This is a genomic window from Sphingomonas sp., assembly GCF_965227385.1.
GTDB lineage: Bacteria > Pseudomonadota > Alphaproteobacteria > Sphingomonadales > Sphingomonadaceae > Sphingomonas.
In genome coordinates, this window is record NZ_OZ245750.1 from 269,740 (window position 1) to 289,990 (window position 20,251).

Annotated in this window: 20 protein-coding genes; 12 read left to right on the forward strand and 8 right to left on the reverse strand. The window is 66.7% G+C overall.

Translation table 11 applies throughout. The features are described from left to right. The first annotated feature begins 3 nt into the window (after positions 1-3). The 3 genes from ACO05N_RS01240 to ACO05N_RS01250 all read left to right on the forward strand — a co-directional run bounded on the left by ACO05N_RS01240 (position 4) and on the right by ACO05N_RS01250 (position 4,098). Positions 4-690, forward strand: coding sequence for a hypothetical protein (locus ACO05N_RS01240; RefSeq protein WP_422055389.1), 687 nt, complete (start codon positions 4-6; stop codon positions 688-690). Positions 691-790: 100 nt separating this feature from the next. Next, a complete protein-coding gene (locus ACO05N_RS01245; protein WP_422055390.1) occupies positions 791-2,692 on the forward strand; it encodes a sensor domain-containing diguanylate cyclase in 1,902 nt (633 codons plus the stop codon). 68 nt (positions 2,693-2,760) lie between these two features. Further along, positions 2,761-4,098 (forward strand): serine hydrolase, encoded by a 1,338-nt coding sequence (locus ACO05N_RS01250; protein ID WP_422055391.1) that lies wholly within the window; start codon positions 2,761-2,763, stop codon positions 4,096-4,098. Positions 4,099-4,107: 9 nt separating this feature from the next. On the opposite strand, the gene mgrA is transcribed toward ACO05N_RS01250, so the two are convergent. Both mgrA and ACO05N_RS01260 read right to left on the reverse strand, forming a co-directional pair. After that, positions 4,108-5,115: an L-glyceraldehyde 3-phosphate reductase gene (mgrA, locus tag ACO05N_RS01255; protein WP_422055392.1), complete on the reverse strand. Its 1,008-nt coding sequence runs from the start codon at positions 5,113-5,115 to the stop codon at positions 4,108-4,110. Beyond that, positions 5,112-5,852 carry a YoaK family protein gene (locus tag ACO05N_RS01260; RefSeq protein WP_422055393.1) on the reverse strand — a complete coding sequence of 247 codons (741 nt, stop codon included), beginning with the start codon at positions 5,850-5,852 and terminating at the stop codon, positions 5,112-5,114. Before ACO05N_RS01260 ends, mgrA begins: the two co-directional genes overlap by 4 nt. On the opposite strand from ACO05N_RS01260, the gene ACO05N_RS01265 reads away from it, so the two are divergent. From ACO05N_RS01265 to ACO05N_RS01275, 3 genes are read left to right on the forward strand one after another with little or no spacing between them, the layout of a single operon-like run. Continuing rightward, positions 5,851-6,411, forward strand: coding sequence for an RNA polymerase sigma factor (locus ACO05N_RS01265; RefSeq protein ID WP_422055394.1), 561 nt, complete (start codon positions 5,851-5,853; stop codon positions 6,409-6,411). The two genes, ACO05N_RS01260 and ACO05N_RS01265, sit on opposite strands and share 2 nt — an antisense overlap. Next, positions 6,404-6,754 carry a DUF6768 family protein gene (locus ACO05N_RS01270; protein ID WP_422055395.1) on the forward strand — a complete coding sequence of 117 codons (351 nt, stop codon included), beginning with the start codon at positions 6,404-6,406 and terminating at the stop codon, positions 6,752-6,754. Before ACO05N_RS01265 ends, ACO05N_RS01270 begins: the two co-directional genes overlap by 8 nt. A gap of 32 nt (positions 6,755-6,786) precedes the next feature. Then, complete coding sequence (locus ACO05N_RS01275) at positions 6,787-7,416, forward strand: trimeric intracellular cation channel family protein (RefSeq protein ID WP_422055396.1); 630 nt, start codon at positions 6,787-6,789, stop codon at positions 7,414-7,416. Here ACO05N_RS01275 and ACO05N_RS01280 read toward each other — a convergent pair. Genes ACO05N_RS01280 through sppA form a run of 3 tightly spaced genes read right to left on the reverse strand, consistent with a single transcriptional unit; the run spans position 7,413 to position 10,334 of the window. After that, positions 7,413-7,841, reverse strand: coding sequence for a hypothetical protein (locus ACO05N_RS01280; RefSeq protein ID WP_422055397.1), 429 nt, complete (start codon positions 7,839-7,841; stop codon positions 7,413-7,415). The two genes, ACO05N_RS01275 and ACO05N_RS01280, sit on opposite strands and share 4 nt — an antisense overlap. 18 nt (positions 7,842-7,859) lie before the next feature. Beyond that, positions 7,860-8,423 carry a GNAT family N-acetyltransferase gene (locus ACO05N_RS01285; protein WP_422055398.1) on the reverse strand — a complete coding sequence of 188 codons (564 nt, stop codon included), beginning with the start codon at positions 8,421-8,423 and terminating at the stop codon, positions 7,860-7,862. Positions 8,424-8,435: 12 nt separating this feature from the next. Continuing rightward, entirely contained in the window at positions 8,436-10,334 is a 1,899-nt protein-coding gene (sppA, locus tag ACO05N_RS01290; protein ID WP_422055399.1) for a signal peptide peptidase SppA, read from the reverse strand. 246 nt (positions 10,335-10,580) lie between these two features. On the opposite strand from sppA, the gene groES reads away from it, so the two are divergent. Both groES and groL read left to right on the forward strand, forming a co-directional pair. Beyond that, complete coding sequence (gene groES / locus ACO05N_RS01295) at positions 10,581-10,868, forward strand: co-chaperone GroES (protein WP_422055400.1); 288 nt, start codon at positions 10,581-10,583, stop codon at positions 10,866-10,868. Between the two features lie 65 nt (positions 10,869-10,933). After that, the gene (gene groL, locus ACO05N_RS01300) at positions 10,934-12,577 is read left to right on the forward strand and encodes a chaperonin GroEL (RefSeq protein WP_422055401.1); all 1,644 of its coding nucleotides are present in this window, start codon (positions 10,934-10,936) and stop codon (positions 12,575-12,577) included. Positions 12,578-12,776: 199 nt separating this feature from the next. Here groL and ACO05N_RS01305 read toward each other — a convergent pair whose 3' ends face one another. Together ACO05N_RS01305 and ACO05N_RS01310 are read right to left on the reverse strand one after the other, a co-directional pair. Beyond that, positions 12,777-13,139 (reverse strand): hypothetical protein, encoded by a 363-nt coding sequence (locus tag ACO05N_RS01305; RefSeq protein WP_422055402.1) that lies wholly within the window; start codon positions 13,137-13,139, stop codon positions 12,777-12,779. A gap of 13 nt (positions 13,140-13,152) precedes the next feature. Continuing rightward, positions 13,153-13,287 (reverse strand): hypothetical protein, encoded by a 135-nt coding sequence (locus ACO05N_RS01310; RefSeq protein WP_422055403.1) that lies wholly within the window; start codon positions 13,285-13,287, stop codon positions 13,153-13,155. 1,043 nt (positions 13,288-14,330) lie between these two features. On the opposite strand from ACO05N_RS01310, the gene ACO05N_RS01315 reads away from it, so the two are divergent. Genes ACO05N_RS01315 through ACO05N_RS01330 form a run of 4 tightly spaced genes read left to right on the forward strand, consistent with a single transcriptional unit; the run spans position 14,331 to position 19,088 of the window. Next, positions 14,331-15,539 carry a GNAT family N-acetyltransferase gene (locus ACO05N_RS01315; protein ID WP_422055404.1) on the forward strand — a complete coding sequence of 403 codons (1,209 nt, stop codon included), beginning with the start codon at positions 14,331-14,333 and terminating at the stop codon, positions 15,537-15,539. Then, positions 15,536-16,393 (forward strand): cupin-like domain-containing protein, encoded by an 858-nt coding sequence (locus ACO05N_RS01320; protein ID WP_422055405.1) that lies wholly within the window; start codon positions 15,536-15,538, stop codon positions 16,391-16,393. Before ACO05N_RS01315 ends, ACO05N_RS01320 begins: the two co-directional genes overlap by 4 nt. After that, positions 16,390-17,448 carry a GNAT family N-acetyltransferase gene (locus ACO05N_RS01325; protein WP_422055406.1) on the forward strand — a complete coding sequence of 353 codons (1,059 nt, stop codon included), beginning with the start codon at positions 16,390-16,392 and terminating at the stop codon, positions 17,446-17,448. Before ACO05N_RS01320 ends, ACO05N_RS01325 begins: the two co-directional genes overlap by 4 nt. 38 nt (positions 17,449-17,486) lie before the next feature. Continuing rightward, entirely contained in the window at positions 17,487-19,088 is a 1,602-nt protein-coding gene (locus ACO05N_RS01330) for a DUF6311 domain-containing protein (RefSeq protein WP_422055407.1), read from the forward strand. 39 nt (positions 19,089-19,127) lie between these two features. Here ACO05N_RS01330 and ACO05N_RS01335 read toward each other — a convergent pair whose 3' ends face one another. After that, positions 19,128-20,186, reverse strand: coding sequence for a mannose-1-phosphate guanylyltransferase/mannose-6-phosphate isomerase (locus tag ACO05N_RS01335; protein WP_422055408.1), 1,059 nt, complete (start codon positions 20,184-20,186; stop codon positions 19,128-19,130). Positions 20,187-20,251: the final 65 nt, after the last annotated feature.

Here is a 20,251-nt window from a genome sequence, read left to right on the forward strand (position 1 = left end):
GACATGATCGCGCTGGCGCTGGCCGTTATGGCCATGTCCGACGACAAGCCGGTGCGAAGCGTCGATCTCTACGTCACCCCGCTCTACTCCAGCGCGGCCAAGGCATCGAAGCGGGTGGTTCGGGTCGATCCCGATCTCGACCCCCTACTCCGGTCCGACCGCGCCGAGGATGTCCTGGCCGCGCAAGATCGCGTCCGCGCCGCCCCGGCCAATGTCAGCCCGCTGGCCATGATGGTACTCGCATCGCGCCTCTACGATGTTGGCGCGCGCGACGATTCGGTGTTCTGGTTCTACGTCGCCAAGGACCGGTTCATGGCGATGGCGGGCGTGCTCAGCGGCTATGACAGCCCCGGCATGTTCGCTGCAGGCAGCGAAGCGCGTGCGGCAATGGGCGCGTTCGTCCAGCTCGCCGGGCCGACGATCAACGGCTACGCCTTCTGCAACATCGACAATCAACAGGCGCTGCGCCGCAAGGCATATGACTGGGTCGTTGCCAATCCCTATCGGCCGGTGTTCGACACGGCGCGCCCGGCCAAGGGCGACGATCGCCAGGCTCTGCTCGATGCCGCCACTGCCCGGTTGCGAGCGGATGTGGAGAAGGAAGCCGCCTATCTCGCGGATGCACAGAACCGCGCCGACCTTGTCGACGCACGCGAGACGAACGGCGCCGACAAGCGGTTTTGCTGGTAGTCGCACCGCGCCGTCGCCGGCCACCCTATTAGCCGCCACTTAACCGGTTGCTGCTTATGGGTCGATCATGGTCGCCCGCCTGCCCTCTTTCCTCCGGGACATGTCGATCGCCACACGGACGGCGATCGCGCTGTCGGCGCTGATCGGCCTGATCTTCATCCTGGCGGGCATCGTATCCTATCATGACAGCGCCCCGCGTACGAAGGCGGCCGGGCTGGCGACGCTCGATCATTATGCGCGCCAGGTCGCCGAGCGGCAGGAGGCGCGCTTCGCCCGTATCCGTGCAGTCCATCTGCGTGCCACCGACCTGTTGCGCGCCGAACTGTCGGCCAACCCCCGGGTGGACGATGCCGGGGCGTTCGACGCCATGTTCCCGTCGGATGCGCGCGGCGGCCGCCGCAGTGCCGATACGCTTTATACCGGTGCCAGCACCCCGTTCGGCCATGTCCGGACCGTCGGCGGCTTCATCCCGCTTGAGCCCGATCCTGCCGCTCGCCGCCGTCTGATGGCTGCAACCGGAGTTGTCAGCCGTCTGGGTGAAGGCGCCAGCCCCGAACTGGAAAGCCTCTATTATTTCACGCCGGACAATGCGCTGATCATCTTCGCCCCGAACCGTCCGGACCAGCTGCGCTTCTACCGCAAGGACGCGCCGAGCAATTTCGATTTCCAGCAACAGGAATTTGCGACGATCACCACCCGTGCCGCCAATCCGGGCCGCACGATGCGCTGCACCGCGCTGCGCCACATTCTGTACGACCGCACCGGCGGGACATGGACGACGGGCTGCATGACGCCGTTCGATGTCGACGGCCGGCACGTGGGCAGTTGGGGAACCAGCGTCCCGCTCGACGCCCTGATGCCCACGCACGACCGGAACGATTTGCCCGGCACGGGGGTCATCCTGATCTCGCGGGAGGGGCGGCTGATCCACCACCCCAGCTATACCCGCCAAAAGCGATCCGGTCCGGAATCGATGCTCGACCTGACCACGACCCGCGACCCGCAGCTTGCAGCGTTATGGGCTTTTGTGCAGCAGCATCGTGAGGACAACTATCTTGGCGAAGCGCTGGACAGCTTCGTCGCGATGCGCCGGATCAACACGCCGGGCTGGTATGCGATCGTGGTGCAGGATCCCGACGTGCTGCAGGCGGAGTCCAACCGCCTGATCCTGCGCGTCGGAATTACCGCTGCGGTCTGTCTGGTTCTTCAGGCGCTGACGATCACCTGGCTGCTGCGCCGCCGCGTCGGGGCACCGCTGGCCCGGCTCATCGAGCGGACGCGTGCGCTTACCCGCCGCGTTCCCAGCGCGCGCTTCGTCGATGTCGACCCCGTCGCCCGGCGGGACGAGGTGGCCCAGCTGACGCACGATTTCGACCTGATGGCCGAACGGATCGGATCGGCGCAGAGCGAACTGGAACGCAAGGTCGCCGACCGGACCAAGGCGCTGCGCCGCGCCAATCTCCAGCTCAAGCTGATCGCGACCCGCGATCCGCTGACCGGCATTCCCAGCCGCCGCCATCTGGCGAGCGAGATCGATGCGCGGCTCGCGGTCCATGGCGGCGAGGGGCACTATCTGCTCGTCTTCGACATCGACCATCTGCAACGGATCAACGCCGCGCATGGCGAGGAAACCGGGGACCGCGCCCTGATCAACATCGCCAACGGCATCGCCGCGCTGCTGCGCGAGGGCGATTTGTGCGGGCGGATCGGCGGCGCGGAGTTTGCAGTTTTCGTGCGCGCCGACACGCAGGCGGAGGCAATGAACGTCGCCGAACGCGTCCGCACCGGCCTGTACGGCCTCGAAACGCCGGGCCGCTATGGCGAGATGATCCGGGTGACGGTCAGTGCCGGAGTGACCGGAGCCGGTGCCGGCGACCGGTTCGATGCCCTGCTGCTCCGCGCCGAGGAAGCGCTCGCCGAGGCCAAGCAGGGCGGGCGCGACCGCTCGATATGGCACCGTCCGACGGCACGGCGGCACGATGCGGTCCGGCGCACCGTCTGATCATCGGCATCGCTTGCCTTTCCCACCCTGGGCGTTATAGTCGAGTAACACACAGGGGGAGAGTTTTCATGCGCCGTTTCGTCGTCGTTGCATCCGCCACGCTTGCCCTTGCGCCGCTTCCCGCGTTTGCGCAGGACCCAGCGCGCATGGATGCGGTGGTGCGCGAAGACGCCGAAAACGGCGATTTCATGGGTGCCGTGCTGGTCGCGCGCGATGGCGATATCCTGTTCGACAAGGGCTATGGCTCGGCCAATCTCGAGTGGAACATCCCCAATGACGGTGCCACCAAGTTCCGCCTCGGCTCGGTCACCAAGCAATTCACCGCGGTCGCCATCCTGCTGCTGCAGGAACGCGGCAAGCTGACGCTCGACGCGCCGGTCAAGACGTATCTGCCCGATGCCCCCGGCATTTGGGACAAGGTGACCGTACGCCATCTGCTGACCCACAGCTCCGGCATCCCCAACTTCACCAACTTCCCCGATTACGGCACGACCAAGACCCTTCCCGCGACCCATGCCAGCCTGATCGCGCGTTTCCGCGACAAGCCGCTGGAGTTCGCACCGGGGGCCAAGTTCGCCTATTCCAACTCCGGCTATGTCCTGCTCAGCGCGATCGTCGAAAAACTGAGCGGTCAGAGTTACGCCGCCTTTGTCGCGGAAAACCTGTTCAAGCCGCTCGGCATGGCCGACACCGGCTATGACGTTCACGCCGCGATCCTCCCGCGCCGCGCATCGGGCTATTCGCCCGGACCCAAGGGGCCGGTCAACGCCGACTATATCGATATGTCGATCCCGCAGGGGGCCGGTGCCCTCTATTCCACCACGCGCGACCTGCTCAAATGGCAACGCGGCCTGTATGGCGGCACGCTGCTCAAGCCCGCCACGCTCGCCGCCTTCCGCACCCCGTACAAGGACGGCTATGCGCTCGGCGTCGGCGTGCAGAGCGCGGGCGGCGTCACCACGATCGAACATGGCGGCGGGATCGAGGGGTTCAACACCTCGCTCGCTTACGACCCCGATCGCAAGATCACGGTGGTCGTGCTCGGCAACCTCAACGGTCCGGGGCCGGGCAAGCTGTCCAAGTCGCTGATGACGCTCGCGCGCGGTGGCACGGTCACCCTGACCAGCGAACGCAAGGCCGCCACAGTCGCGCCGGATCAGCTGGACCAGTATGAAGGCGTGTACGAACTCGCCCCCACCTTCGCGATCACCATGCGCGTCAAGGACGGCAAGCTGATGACCCAGGCCACCGGTCAGCAGGAGTTGGAGCTGTTCGCGGAGAGCAAGGACCGCTTCTTCCTCAAGGTCGTCGATGCCCAGGTCGAATTCACCCGCGACGCCAGCGGCAAGGTCACCGGCCTGATCCTGCACCAGGGCGGACGATCGATGCCGGCCCCGCGGAAATAGCCCTGCCGCTTACACCCGCTTGCCGGGTTTCGCGGCAAACCGGTCGATCGCCGCCAGTTCCTCCGCGCCGAAGTCCAGCCGCTTCACCGCATCCAGCGAATTGTCGAGCTGCGCCAATGTCCGTGCGCCGATCAGCGCGGAGGTGACCCGCGGGTCGCGCAGCACCCAGGCGATCGCCATCTGGGCGAGCGTCTGGCCGCGCGCCACGGCGATGGCGTTGAGCCCGCGCAGCCGTGCCACCATCGCCTCGGTCACCCGCTCGCGCCGCAGCGAAAAGTCCTTCGCCGCGCGCCCATCGTCCGGCACGCCATCGAGGTAACGCCCGCCCAGCAGCCCCTGCGCCAGTGGCGAAAAGGCGATGCATCCCGCCCCCGCCGCCTCCAGCGCATCGAGCAGACCGTCCTCGATCCAGCGGCTCAGCATCGAATAATCGGGCTGGTGGATCAGCAGCGGCACACCCTCCGCACGCAAGATCTCCGCCGCGCGCCGCGTCGCCTCGGGCGTGTAGCTCGAAATGCCGACATAGAGCGCCTTGCCCTGCCGGTGCAGCTGCACCAACGCGCCGATCGTCTCCTCGATCGGCGTGTCGGTGTCCATGCGATGCGAATAGAAGATGTCGACATAGTCGAGCCCCATGCGGCGCAGCGACTGGTCCAGGCTGGCGATCAGATATTTCCGGCTCCCGCCATCGCCATATGGGCCGGGCCACATGTCCCACCCCGCCTTGGTCGAGATGATGAGCTCGTCGCGATGGGGCTTGAGATCGCCCGCCAGCACCCGCCCGAACGTCTCCTCTGCCGAGCCGTAGGGCGGCCCGTAATTGTTCGCGAGATCGAAATGGGTGACGCCGCGATCGAACGCGCGCAGCAGCATCGCGCGCCCGGTCTCGTAGACATCGACCCCGCCGAAATTCTGCCACAGCCCCAGCGAAATCGCGGGCAGCACGATCCCGCTGCGCCCGCACCGGCGATAGGGCATGCCACCGGCATAGCGGTCGGCGGCGGGGACATAGGTCATCGGGTCACTCCTCGGGTCAGTCCGGCCGCGACCAGCGTCAGCCCGCCTGCAGCAATCGCCGCAATCCATAGCGCCGCGTCCGCCGCCGCCAAGCCCAGCTTCGCCCCCAGCACCACGCCGACCGCAAAGCCCAGCCACAACATCAGATGCGGCACGAACGCCCAGCGGTCGGGGTCGCCCATCAGCGCCCCGGCCAGCCGCTGCGCCATGCGCACCAGCGATCCGGTCATGTAGGAGACTCCGATCGCCACCTCGCCATCGCGCGCAAACACGCCATTTTCCATCCCCATCGCGGCCGCGACCAGCAGCAGCGGGAACGGCCCCGGCACGACCATCCACAGTGCCGCCGCCAGCGCCAGCGTGGCCGTGACCGCGCTCAACACCGCTACCTTGCGCCGCGCCGCAAAGCGCCGCGCAACGATCGTCGCCGCCATCACCCCGGCAACGAACGCCAGGATCAGTCCCGCCGCCAGCGCCGCCGTGCCGTCCGCCAGCCCGATCCCGACGCCCAGCCGCGTCGAATTGCCGCTCATGAACGACACGAAATAACCACCCAGCCGGGTGAAGGCGATCGCATCGACAAAGCCGGCCAGCGCAGCCAGCGCGACGGCGAGGCCGATCAGCGGGGGCGGATAATCCTTCATCCGCGCCATTCTCCACACCCGCGTCACGACGCCAAGCAGGAAATCGCCTCGCCGATTGAACCGAATGCCCGATCCGACGCACCTTGTCCGCATGAACGGGGAAATGGATCAGACCGACCGCGCCACCGATGGCTGGCTGGTCGTCGCTGCGCAGGCCGGGGACCGGCGCGCGCTCGAGCGGCTGGTCGTCCGCTGGCACCGGCGGCTGGTGGCGCATGGCTGGCGGCTGACCGGCGACCGCGCGCTGGCCGAGGAAGCGGTGCAGGCCGCATGGATCGACATCATGCGTGGCCTGAGCGGCCTGCGCGACGAACGCGCCTTTCCTGCCTGGGCCTATCGCATCGTCACGCGCAAGACCGGTGCCGCAATCGGCGAACGGATCGCCGGCCGCGCGCTCGCCACCGCGCTGGAGGACGCCCCCGTACCCGCGCCTCCCGACCCGGACGCGTCCGCCGAACGCAGCGACCTGCGTCGCGCGGTCACCGCACTCGCGCCCGGCCACCGTGCCGCCGTCGCGCTGCATTATTTCGAGGGGCTGAGCATCGCCGAAACCGCGGTCGCGCTCGGCATCCCGGCCGGAACCGTCAAGACCCGCCTGCTGCACGCCCGCGCCAGGCTCAAAACCCAATTGGAAGGAGACTCCCATGCGTGACCATGACATCGACGCCGCCATCGCGGCCGAGGAACGCGAACTGCTGCGCCAGATCGGTGAGGAACCGGGCTATCTGACACAGGTCGGATCGCTGTTCGGCGGCAGCCTAGGCTGGACCAGCGCCGTGGTGCTCGTCGCCCAGATTTTGATGTTCGTCGCAGGCGTCTATGCCGCGTGGCGTTTCTTCGCCGCGACCGAAACGCTGGAGGCGCTGCACTGGGGCTTTCCCGCAATGACTCTGATCCTCGTCGCAACGATCTTCAAGGCGACGATGCTGCCCGTGCTGCATATCCAGCGTGTGCTGCGCGCCCTCGCCCGGCTCGGTATCGGCACGGCGCGTTGACCGCGGCCGAGCGGAGTGAGACAGCATGCCCCATGTCCCCCACCCCACTCCCGCTCGGCACCGTGTTGCCCTGGCTCGACCTGTTCGGCATCGCCGTGTTCGCCGCAACCGGCGCGCTGGCAGCGGCGGGGCGCGCGCAGACCTTCGTCACCGCCGCCTTCTTCGCGCTGGTCACCGGAGTCGGCGGCGGCACGATTCGCGATCTGCTGATCGGCGCGCCGGTATGGTGGGTGCATCACCCGTTCGTGGCCGCTTTGTGCCTGGGCGTGGCGGCGGTCATCTGGGTGACTCCGCAACGCTGGTGGCAGGGACAGGGGTTCGACTGGCTCGATGCGCTGGGTCTCGCCGCCTACGCCGTGTTCGGCGCGGCCAAGGCGCTGAGCTTCGGCATCCCGCCGGTGCCCGCGATGCTGATGGGTGTGCTGACGGCGTGCGCGGGCGGGATCATCCGCGATGTGCTGGCGGGGGAGCCGTCGATCCTGATGCGCCCCGAACTTTACGTCACCGCCGCCGCGCTCGCCTCGGGCCTGCACGTCGCGCTGACGCTGGCGGGATTGCCGCTCTATGCCGCCGGGCTGCTGGCGGCGAGCGCGGGCTTCGCGCTGCGTGCCGCCGCAATCCGGTGGAAACTGGCACTGCCGGCGTATCGCGACGGGCGCTAGCGCTCCATCAGCCAGGCGATGGCGGCATCACGCGTGTCGAATACCGCGATGTCCGGGCGTACGTGCTGCAACCGCTTGATCTGCAATCGCGCCGTGGCAGTGGTGGCGACAAAGGCAACCTTGCGCGCCCAGATGGCGCGCACGGCAGGATGATCCAGCGTCCTCAGGATCTGATCGACCGTCGCGGTCGGCAGGCTCGGGATCGCGCTGCCATCGTACAGCGTCACATGCTGCCCGATATCCGGCCCGAAACTCTGGATCGCCGCGCGCAGCTCTTCGCCCGCCCATGCCGATTCTTCGGGCGCGTGCATCGTCAATGCGGTGAGGATCAGCAGCTTGCGCGCACGATCGACCTCGATCCGGTAGCTTGGCGCTTCATCCATGCTGCCATCATAGCAGGAATTGGCGCCAAGAAACTCGAACATGGGAAAAATCGTTACGCTTCAGCCGCGCACGACGCCGACCTCAGCGAACGGCCGCGGCTCGACCGGCGGAACCGTGCTGTCGTTCAGTTCGCACTGCCAGATCCCGATATCGACCCAGCGCCCTTGCTTGAAGCCGATCTCGCGCAACTGCCCGGCGCGGCGAAAGCCGACCTGCTCATGCGTCTTGATCGATTGGTCATTGGGCAGCGAAATCACGCCGATCGCCTGGGTAAAGCCCTGCGCGCGCAGCGTGTCGATCAGCGCTTCATAGAGGAGCCGTCCGACCCCCTGCCCCTGCACCGCACCGGCGACATAGACCGAGGTTTCGACGACATAGCGATACGCCGCGCGCTCGCGGAACTTGGTGGCATAGGCATAGCCCAGCACGCCGCGCCCCTCGCCATTGGTCGCGACGATCCACGGATACAGCCCGTCCGACGCCTCCATCCGCCCGCGCATCGCGCGCGCATCGGGCGGATCGAACTCGAAACTGACCGTGCCGGTCAGCACATAGGGCGCATAGATGGCAGCGATGGCCGCCGCGTCGCCGGGCTCGGCGGCGCGCAACTGGATCTGGATCACGCGTTCAGTTCCTCAAAGGCCCAGCTTCGCCATCACCAGATCGATCAGCCGCGCATCCGCCTGTGCCTGCGGCCCCGACATCGGGCCATAGGCCGCGCATTCGAGGCAGCGCGCCTGCATCGACGACGCCCCTGCGAGCCTTTTGGCATCGCCCAGCGCCTGCGCCAGCACCGCGCGGCGATCGCCCGCGATCCGGGCATAGAGGTCACCGCCGCTCTCCGGTGCCGCCTCTTCCTCGTCGCTATCACCGCCCGCCATCAACCCGGCGATCAGGTTGCTGAACCAGTCCGGCTCCTTCTCCAGGAACACCGCGTGCGTCTTGGCCGGGTCGAGCTTCGCGCGCTTGGCCGCTTCGGCGACTGCGTCGTCGAGATTGCCGAACCGGTCGACCAGCCCCAGCTGGCGCGCCGTGCCGCCGTCCCACACGCGGCCCTGGCCGATCTCGTCCACCCGCGCCGTCGTCATCTTGCGCGACCCGGCGACCAGGCCGATGAAGCGGCGATAGCCCTGCTCGATTCCCGACTGCAGCATCCGGTCCACTTCGGCATTGGTGCCGGCATAGACATCGGGCTGGCCGGTCAGCGGCGTAGTCTTCACCCCGTCCGACGTCACGCCGATCTTGGCGAGGCTGTTCTCGAACGTCGGCAGGATACCGAAAATGCCGATCGATCCGGTGATCGTGTTCGGCTCGGCAAAGATCACGTCGCCCGGGGTCGAGACCCAGTAGCCGCCGCTCGCGGCCAGGCTGCCCATCGACACCACGACCGGCAGACCCTGCGCCTTGGCCTGCAGGATCGCCTGACGGATGCGTTCGGACGCCAGCGCCGATCCGCCCGGCGAATCGACGCGCACGACCAGCGCCTTCAGCTTCTTGTCGGCCAGCCCCTTGAGCAGCAGGTTGGCGATGGTGTCGCCCGCCGCCACGCCCGGCCCGGCCTTGCCATCGACGATCTCGCCCGCAACGGTGATCACACCGATCGCGTCGCCGGTCTTGGGCGCGGGATTGGCCTCCAGCCAGTTGGCGAGCTTGATCGCCTTGTAGCTGCCGACCGGCTTGTTCGCGTCGACCCCGGCGATTTCAGCGACGCGCTTGCCGAACGCCAGCCGGTCGCCCAGCTTGTCGACCATGCCGAGCTGCTGGTTCATCTTGGCGAAGTCGCCATTGGCCGCGACCACTGCGTCGGCCGGGTTGGTCAGCAGCGGTTCGATCCGCGCCTTGGGCCGCGCCTTCTTCACCGCTTCGCGCCACTGGTCAAAGATCGCGCCATACAGCGCCTCGTTCGCCTGTTTCGCCTCGGGCGATTGCTGGGTCAGGATATAGGGTTCGACCGCAGACTTGAACTTGCCGACCTTATAGACGTGCGTGGTCACGCCCAATTTGTCGATCAGCCCTTTGTAATAGAGGCGCGAACCGCCCGGCCCGGTGAAGATCGTGCCTCCCATCGAGTCGACCCAGATCTCGCTGGCATTGGCCGCAAGCAGATAGCTCGCATCGCTGTAGCCGGTGGCATAGGCCAGCACCGGCTTCTTCGCGTCACGCACGCGACGGATCGCCTCGCCCACTTCTGCGACCGCAGCGGGGTAACCGCCGCCGAACCGGTCGAGGTCGAGCACGACCACCTTGACGCGCGCATCGTCCTTCGCCGCGTCGAGCGCGCGGACCAGATCGCGCATGCGATATTCGCGCGGCACCTGGCCGCCGCCCAACCCACCGAACGGATCGGCCTCCGCCGGCTGCTCGACGATCGTTCCATCGATCGCCAGCACCAGCGCGCCATCCTTGACCCCGCTCGGGTTCGGTCTGGCCGACAGGAGCGCGAACAGCACGCCGAAGAAGAACAGCATGAACAACAGGACCAGAGCGTCCTTGATGCCGACCAGCAGCTTCCATGCGCCGCGTACCAGTTTCACGTCTGAGTTCTCCGAAATGCCCCGCGCAATTGACGCACAGCTAGGGCTTCGGGGCAAGCGAGTAAAGCCACTGTGTTAACGAGGTGATACAGGCGCGGTCGACCTGCGCGATCATTTGCTGACAAATTGCGTCAAACCGGCGGGGACCCCGTTGACGCCCATCCGACGCTCACCCATATGACCGCTGCTGGCACTCGCCGGGGGTGAGTGCCAACAATGCTATTCAACCACGTTCAGGAGAGCTCCATGAACTTTCGTCCGCTGCACGATCGCGTGCTGGTCCGCCGCGTCGAGGCCGAGGCCAAGACCGCCGGTGGCATCATCATCCCTGACACCGCCCAGGAAAAGCCGCAGGAAGGCGAAGTCGTCGCCACCGGTTCGGGCGCCAAGAACGACAAGGGCGAGGTTTCCCCGCTCGACGTCAAGGCCGGCGACCGCATCCTGTTCGGCAAATGGTCGGGCACCGAGGTCAAGGTGAACGGCGAAGACCTGCTGATCATGAAGGAAAGCGACATTCTGGGTATCGTCGGCTGATCGCCTGACACTCCCCTGAAAACGTCAGTTTCGTCAACTTCAACTCATTTGAAAGGGTAGCCACCATGGCAGCCAAGGACGTAAAATTCAGCCGCGACGCGCGTGAGCGCATCCTGCGCGGCGTCGACATCCTCGCCGACGCGGTGAAGGTCACGCTGGGCCCGAAGGGCCGCAACGTCGTGATCGACAAGAGCTTCGGCGCCCCGCGCATCACCAAGGACGGCGTCAGCGTCGCCAAGGAAATCGAACTGAAGGACAAGTTCGAGAATATGGGCGCGCAGATGGTCCGCGAGGTCGCCTCGAAGACCAACGACGTCGCCGGCGACGGCACCACCACCGCCACCGTGCTCGCCCAGGCGATCGTGCGTGAGGGCATGAAGTCGGTCGCGGCCGGCATGAACCCGATGGACCTGAAGCGCGGCATCGACCTCGCGGTGACCAAGGTCGTCGCGGACCTCCAGTCGCGCTCGAAGCCGGTTTCGGGCTCGAGCGAGATCGCCCAGGTTGGCATCATCTCGGCCAATGGCGACCGTGAAGTCGGCGAGAAGATTGCCGAAGCGATGGAAAAGGTCGGCAAGGAAGGCGTGATCACGGTCGAAGAGGCCAAGGGTCTCGAGTTCGAGCTGGACGTCGTCGAAGGCATGCAGTTCGACCGCGGCTACCTGTCGCCCTACTTCATCACCAACCCCGAGAAGATGGCGGTCGAGCTCAACGACCCGTACATCCTGATCCACGAGAAGAAGCTGTCGTCGCTCCAGGCGATGCTGCCGATCCTCGAGGCGGTCGTGCAGTCGGGTCGCCCGCTGCTGATCATCGCCGAGGACATCGAGGGTGAGGCACTGGCGACGCTGGTCGTCAACAAGCTGCGCGGCGGCCTGAAGGTCGCAGCGGTCAAGGCGCCGGGCTTCGGCGATCGTCGCAAGGCGATGCTGGAAGACATCGCGATCCTGACCAAGGGCGAAGTGATCAGCGAAGACCTGGGCATCAAGCTCGAGTCGGTCACGCTGAACATGCTGGGCACCGCCAAGCGCGTGTCGATCGACAAGGACAACACCACCATCGTCGACGGTGCGGGTGAAGCCGATGCGATCAAGGGCCGCACCGATGCGATCCGTCAGCAGATCGAAGTCACGACTTCGGACTATGACCGCGAAAAGCTGCAGGAGCGTCTCGCCAAGCTGGCCGGCGGCGTTGCCGTCATCAAGGTCGGCGGCGCTTCGGAAGTCGAAGTGAAGGAGCGCAAGGACCGCGTCGACGACGCGCTGCACGCAACCCGCGCAGCCGTTGAAGAAGGCATCGTCCCCGGTGGCGGCACCGCGCTGCTCTATGCGACCAAGGCGATCGACGGCCTTACCGGCGAAAACGAAGACCAGACCCGCGGCGTGGACATCGTCCGCAAGTCGCTGACGGCGCTGGTCCGCCAGATCGCGGCCAATGCCGGCCATGACGGCGCGGTGGTGTCGGGCAAGCTGCTCGACCAGACCGACACCTCTTTCGGCTTCAACGCTGCGACCGACACCTACGAGAACCTGGTCTCGGCCGGCGTGATCGACCCGACCAAGGTCGTCCGCACCGCCCTGCAGAACGCGGCCTCGGTCGCCGGCCTGCTCATCACCACCGAAGCGGCGGTGAGCGAGCTGCCGGAAGACAAGCCCGCGATGCCCGCAATGGGCGGCGGCATGGGCGGCATGGGCGGCATGGACTTTTGATTTTGGACCGGGGCAGCGTTCGCTGCCCCGGACACAAAATCAAAACGGACGGCGGGTCGGCGGCCATTCCGCCGAACCCGTCCGACGCCACGGCTTTGCCGGGGCGGAAATCCAGAAGCCTCGCCAACCGGCGAACCAAAAAAAGGGCCGGGGAGTCGCCTCCCCGGCCCTTTTTCCATACGCAACGCTACACCTACACTCACCGCATGCCGAGCAACCGGAATGCGGCAATCGCCTGATCCATCGTCTCACGCTCCCCCGGATTTGCGTCCGGGCAGCCTGCCGGGCTGAGCATGATGCTGCCCACGCTATGGCGCGGCAGCTTCGCCCGCTTGTCGCGCGGCATGTTCGCCGCCACCGGCAGCCGCCGCCCAAAATCGCTCGGCACCGCGTGCCGATGATAGCCGCTGCGCCATACGACCCGATATTTGCTCGGCACCGTCCGCCACGGCCCGTCGGCGCGCATCATGTCGCGGCCACAGCGGGTGCAGCGGGTGAAGAAATACCCCTCGTTCCAGATCTCATCGCCCGGCTGATGCCCGGTCAGGTGACAGCGCGCCATGTTCCGCTTCCCATTACTGGAGCTTCGTCGCCGAGTGGACCAGCGCGACCAGATCGGCGTCGTCCGACTTCATCGCGTCCTCGATCGACCAGATCTCGAACGTCTCGCCCGCACCGACGAACAGCGCCGCGTTGGCGATCCCCGCCACGGCCCGCGCCCAGCTCGGCAGCTTGACGAACTCATTCGGCCGCCAGAATTCCTCGCAAAATCCGAACAGCCGGCGCGTGCGGGCGGTGGCGGGATGTCGCGCCGTTCCGCCGCATCGGCGCCGTCGAGGCGATGGCTGTCGCAGCTCATCGTCAGCTGCTGCCACCAGCGCACGCTCGAACCGACCAGGCAGTTCTGGGACGCGTGCAGACCAAGGAAGATGCTCGGCCCCTCGCTGCTCACATTGCGGCGCACGAAGGAAGGAAGACGGACCAGGCCATTGGTCTTGACCGGAACGATGCAATGCCCGGCATAGGGAACAAAGCCCCCCAGCGGTCGCGACGGGCGCGCCTGCGGCGCCGGGGCGAAGCGACCATCGGTCGGTGCAAACAGGCTGCGCCCGATCGCCGCAGACGAAGGCGACCAAGGTGAAGCACGCCCGCCCATTGGAGCCGTTTGAACGCCTTCAGAAGCAACGCTACGCATACCCATCCCCTGTGCTCGACTCACCGCCTCAATAAGCACCTTGTCCCTCGATTCGTGGTTAATCAGCGATATCGGGATTCTACGATCCGAGAATCTACAACTCGCAAAACTACAAATCTGAATCCGATTTGATATGTATAGTTCGAATTAAATTGGATTGTATTGACCCATTTTTTGCTCAAGCATCGCCATCAATATTTGCCCTTCATTTGCCATATTGCGGTCATTTGCAGGCTATCCGCAGATTTCTGAAAATAGATCATCCCTATTGGCGCAACCGCCCTATTCGCGAATCAATCTCAACTTGTCGTGGCGCGCGTGTAATAAATGCGATGATTCCGCGAGTCGCGGGCTGCCGGGGCGGGATTGCTGTCGGAATAGCGCTCAGGTTCGGGCAGGATATTGCTACCCAAAGCGAAGTAATCGACACGATCCGATTACACCGCTGCCCGCCCGATCACCTCTTCAGGTTCGATCTGCGCGGGCGCCGCGCGATTGGGGAAATTTAACGCTTCGTCATTACGCCATGCGCGTGACCCAGACCCTTCAGGAGCGGCGATGAACGCGGTGACGGCCATCGACACGGGCGGCGGACACGCGCCTGCGCCCGATGCGCTGTGCGCCATCGCGACCGCGACTCAGGTCGAGATCGCGGCGCTGGGCGACCCCGATGCCGCCTTTGCAGCCGAATGGGACGCGCTCGCCCGCCACGTCGCCGAGCCGGATGCATTCGCCGAACGCTGGTTCGCGGAGGCGAGTCGGCACCTCGCTCCGCCAGACATGCGCCTGTTGCGGGTCCGTCGCGGCGGGCAGATGATCGGGCTGATGCCGATCGTCCCCGCCACCCGATACGGCCGCATCCCGCTGCGCCACGTCGAGAATTGGGCGCATTACCATCGTTTCCTCGGCGCGCCGTTGCTCCGGCAAGGGCATGAAGTCGCGGCGTGGACCGCGATTCTCTCCGCACTCGATGCGACTCGCGACGCCGGCGCGCTGCTCCATGTCAGCGGGCTGGTCGAGCACGGCCCCGTGCATCGCGCGCTGGTCGATGCAGCGCAGGCCCTCGGGCGACCGTGCGACACCGTGCACCGGATCGAACGGGCGATGCTGGCGACCGATCTGTCGCCCGACGCATATTACGCCGCCACGGTGCGCAAGAAGAAGCGCAAGGAACTGGGTCGGCTGCGCTCGCGCTTGCTCGAGCAGGGCGTGGTCGAAACGCGCCGCCTGACACCGGGCGACTCGCTGCCGGACTGGATCGACGCCTTCCTTGCGCTCGAACGTGCCGGATGGAAGGGCGCTGCTGGCTCAGCGCTCGCCTGCACGCCCGAAACCCGCGCCTTTTTCCGCGATGTCGTGACCGGCGCGCATCGCGCGGGCAAGCTCGACATGATCCGCATCGATCTGGACGGCGCGGCGATCGCGATGCTGGTCAATTTGCTCGCCCCGCCCGGCGCCTTTTCGTTCAAGACTGCGTTCGACGAGCGCCTGTCGCGCTTTTCCCCCGGCGTGCTGCTGCAGATCGACAATCTCCAGCTGCTGGCGCGCGGCGACATCGCCTGGATGGACAGCTGCGCGGTCGAGAATCATCCGATGATCAACAGCCTGTGGGGCGAGCGCCGTGCGATCGTCCGCGTCTCGGTCCCGCTTGCCGGAGCACGCCGTCGCGCCCTGTTCACTGCGGCACGCGCGCTCGAACAGGGCGCAGCCGCCCTGCGCGCGCTGCGCGCCTCCCGCCCCGTTCCCACCGTGGAGAGCGACGCATGACCCCGATCTTCGACACCGATTCGCGCACCGCATTCTCCGTGCTCTATCCGGAGCGCCCGGGCGTGTTCGGCCACCATCTGTGCGGCCATCCGCTGTTCGAACTCGACGCACTCGTCGCGCTGTCGCAGCGGATCCGCCCGGTCGATGTCGAACAGAATCTCGCCCACATCCCGGTCGGGATCGATCCGTCGGAACTGAAGAGCAACGGCCTGTCGGTCGAGGAAACGATCCGCTCGATCGAACAGAACGGGTCGTGGATGGTGCTGAAGTTCGTCGATCAGGACCCGCTTTACCGCGCGTTGCTGGACACCGTGCTCGATGAGATTGAGCCGCTCGTCGCGCGCAGTACCGGTGCCATGCTGAAGCGTGAGGCGTTCATCTTTGTCTCTTCGCCCGGCGCGGTAACCCCGTTCCATATCGATCCCGAGCACAATATTCTGATGCAGCTGCGCGGGGAAAAGGTGATGACGGTCTTCCCCGCCGCCGACCCCGAACTGGTGCCCGGCGCGCTGCAGGAGGCGTTCCATGAGGGCGGCCACCGCAACCTGCCCTTCCACGACAGCTTCGCCAAGAAGGGCACACCGCTGCGCCTCACGCCGGGCGACGCGCTCTACGTGCCGGTCAAGGCGCCGCACTGGGTGCAGAATGGCGACGCCATGTCGATCTCGCTCTCGGTCACCTGGCGCTCCGAATGGAGCTATCGCGAGGCGGACGCCCATGCGCTCAACCGCCTGCTGCGCAAGGCGGGGTTGCAGCCCGCGATGCCCGCGCGCTTCCCGCAGCAGAACCATATCAAATCGATCGCCTGGCGCGGAATTCAGAAGGCGCGACGCATCACCGGTCACGCCGAATGACAGCGCACTTCCCGCTGATCGAGGCCGCAGCAGCCCCCGGCGCGCGGATGCTCGGTTCGATCGACGCGCTCGCCCGCGAGTCGGCGGGGATGCTCGACCGCCCGTTTCAGCGCGGCCATTACGACCGGCTCGACTGGCTCACGCTGACCGCTCAGCACCTCTGGCCCGACACGCCGATTGCGATCGCGTCGGCGCGTGTCGGCCCGCACGCTTTGTGGCTGCCATTGCGCGACGGCGGTGCGGGCCGCGCGCGCAGCCTCGCGAGCTGGTACACGCTCGCCTTTGCGCCGATGTCCACGCCGGGCTGTCCGGAAGATGTGCGCGCGACGCTCCTCGCAACGATCGCACGGCAGGTGGGCAAGCGCTTCGGCGCGCTGGCGCTCTGGCCGCTGGAGCCCGAGGTCTGCGCCGAAGTGCAAAGCGCGTTCCGTGCGCAGGGCTGGATTGCGATCGCGCGGGTCGAGACCGCGCATTGGATTGCGCATACGGCCGGACTTGATTTCGACGCCTATTGGGCGCGGCGCGGGTCGAAGTTGCGCAACACGGTGCGCCGACGCGCGAAGAGCAGCCCGGTCGAAACGCAGATCTTCGACCGTTTCGATGCCGATGCCTGGGCCGCATATGAAACGGTCTATGCCGGCAGCTGGAAGCCGAATGAGGGCTCGCCCGCCTTTGTCCGGGCCTTTGCCGAGCAGGAGGGTGCGGCCGGCACGCTGCGTCTCGGCATCGCGCGGCGCGATGGACAGCCGGTCGCCGGGCAATTCTGGACCGTTGAGAACGGGGTCGCAACGATCCACAAGCTGGCGCATCTCGAAAGCGAGCGCGCCAACTCGCCCGGCACCTTGCTGTCGCATGCGATGTTCCGGCACGTCCTCGATCACGACCGGCCCGACCTGATCGATTATGGCAATGGCGATGAGGGTTACAAGGCCGAGTGGATGGACGAGCGCCGCGTGCGCCACCGGCTGCGGCTGTTCAACCCTTACAGCCTGAGCGGACTGGCGGCCGGAGCAACCACCGCTGCCAAAGCGCTTTTTCGTCGATTCGGCCACTGACACTGGTCGCTCCGGGCAGCGCGACCTATAGCCCGAGCATGCGCGCCGCCGATCACCGCTTGCCTCTGATCCTGTTGCCGCTCGCGCTGTTCGGCGTCTTCTTTCACTGGCAGATCCTCGACATCGGCAATGTCGGCTGGCTGCTGCGCGGCACCGACAATGGCGAGAATGCGCTGGGCCTGCACGCGTGGTTGCACGATCCCGCCCCCGGCTTTCTGCGCACCGGCCTGCTCGGCGCGCCGGAGGGGACGCCGCTGCTGTTCACCGACAGCAACCCGCTACTCTCCGCGCTCGGCTTCCTGCTGCAATGGGCGCTGCCCGACGATGCGCAGCTGATCGGTTGGTGGCTGCTCGCCTGCTTGTTCCTGCAGGTTCTTTTCGCGTGGCTGCTGCTCCGTCGCTATGCGCCCGGCCCGGTTACCCTGTGGTGCGGCGTGTTGCTGCTTGCCGCGCTGCCGACCCTGTTCAATCGCGTCGTCCATGTAAATTTGATGGCGCATTGGCTGATCCTGTGGGCGCTGTGGCGGTTCGACGATCCGCAGCGGTCGGCGTCCAATCGCGGCTGGGCGGTGCTGATCGCGCTGACGACATTGGTGCACAGTTATCTGCTGGTGATGGTCGGCGCGATCTGGGCGAGCGCGATGTTGGAGCGGCTGGGCAAGGATCGCAGCGCCCTGCCGCGTCTGCTTGGTGAGGGCGCGGCGATGGTCGCCATGGTGCTCGCCATCGCCTGGGCCCTCGGCGTGTTCGGCGACTTCCAGTCCTCGGGCAATTACGGCGCCTTCGCCATGCCGCTCGACGCGCTGTGGAACCCTGGCGTGGACAGTTATTCGACCTTCCTGCCAGCGATCGAACAGCGTCCCGGGCGCGGGTTCGAGGGGCTCCAGTATCTCGGCCTCGGCCTGCTGCTGCTGCTCCCCACCGCCGCGATCCTCGCGCGGCGCCTGCCCCGCCCCGTGCCCGACGCGCCGGACAGCCTGTCGCGCTATCGCTGGCTGGTCCCGGCGCTGGTCGTGCTCACCCTGCTCGCGGTCAGCACTTACCCCGATATCGCCGGCCATATGCTCCCGCGCCTGCATCTGCCGGTCGAGATCGCCAACGCGCTCGATGCCGTTCGCGCCTCGGGGCGGCTATTCTGGCCGGTCGCCTATGTGCTGGTGTTGGTCGCGCTGCGGGTGATCTATCGCCTGCCGGAGCGGACCGCCCGGCTCGCGCTGATCGCGGCGGTCGTCGTACAGGTGGCCGACCTCGTGCCCATGTCCGCCGCGATCCGGGCGCAAACGGCGGAGGCCCGCCGCGCCCCGCTCTATGTCCGCACGCCCTCGCCCGAATGGGACCAGTTGATCGCCCAGGCCGACGACATCGCCTTCATCCCCGGCGACGTGACCAAGGGGCTGGGCCATTTTCAGGAAATTGCCTGGCGCGCCGTCAAGGCCGGGGTACCCGTGCGCAGCGTCTATGTCGCCCGCGTTTCGCACAGCAGCGCCGCCCGGCAACAGGCCGAAACCGATCGCTTCCGCGGCGGTGAGGTGGTGCCGGGCCGCCTTTACATCCTCATCGACAACGAACGCGTCCCCGCCCCGCTGATCTTTCAGGCACGACCGCTCGACGGAGTCGCGATTGTCTTCGTACCGCGCTAAAGCGCGGTGCGGTGCCGCTTCAGCGAAGCTGAAACACACTCAGGTTCCGTCCTTCATCGCCGCCAATACGCGCTTGACCTCCTGGCTACGCCCGCGCGGCAGGATCAGCACATCGTCGCCATCGACCACCACGATCAGGTCGGACACACCGACCAGCGCAACTTTCTTGCCTTCGCCCGCGCGTACCAGGCAATTCGCCGTGTCGATCGCCACCACATCGCCGCGACAGGCATTGTTGCTGGCGTCGCAGGCGCTGATTGCGTGGAGCGCGTCCCAGCTGCCGACATCGGACCAGCCCATGCGCACCGGGACCACCGCGACCTTCGACGCCTTTTCCATCACGGCATAGTCGATCGAGTCGGACGGCGAGCGCGCGAATTCGGCGGCATCGGGCAGGATGCGATTGCCCTCCCGCACCGCCCGGTCCATCGCCGCGCGCGCCGCCGCCAGCATCTCCGGCGCGAACTCGGCCAGCGCATCGACGAACACATCGGCGCGGAACAGGAAGATGCCGCCGTTCCACACATGGTCGCCGCTCGCGACCATCGCCTCGGCCGCCGCGCGCTCGGGCTTTTCGACGAAGCGGGCGACGCGGTGGATGCCCTCTCCAATCGCCTCGCCGACGCGGATATAGCCATAGCCGGTTTCGGGATGATCGGGGCTGATCCCGAACGTCGCCATCCACCCGTCGCGCACGGCGGGCAGCGCCGCCTCGATCGCGGCATGGAAGGCCGGGATGTCGGCGATGACGTGGTCGGACGGCATCACCAGCAGCGGCGCGCTGCCATCGACCGCCAGCGCCGCCAATGCAATCGCAGGCGCGGTGTTGCGGCCCATCGGCTCCAGGATCATCGCACGGATCGCATCCGTCCCGCCCAGCTGCTGCTCGATCATGTCGGCATGCAACGCATTGGCGACCACGATCGGCGCGCCGAACCCCGCCTCCGTCGGCGCGCGCTGCGCGGTCAGTTGCAGCATCGTCTCGTCGGCGGTCAGCGCCAGCATCTGCTTGGGCCGTTCGGGCCGCGACATCGGCCATAGCCGGGTGCCCGATCCACCCGACAGGATGACCGGGACGATCGCTTCATGCTCGCTCATTGATTGCCCTTCAAATCCCCCGACGCGCGATAGCAATAGGCCGCACGGGCTGCACTCCCAAACAC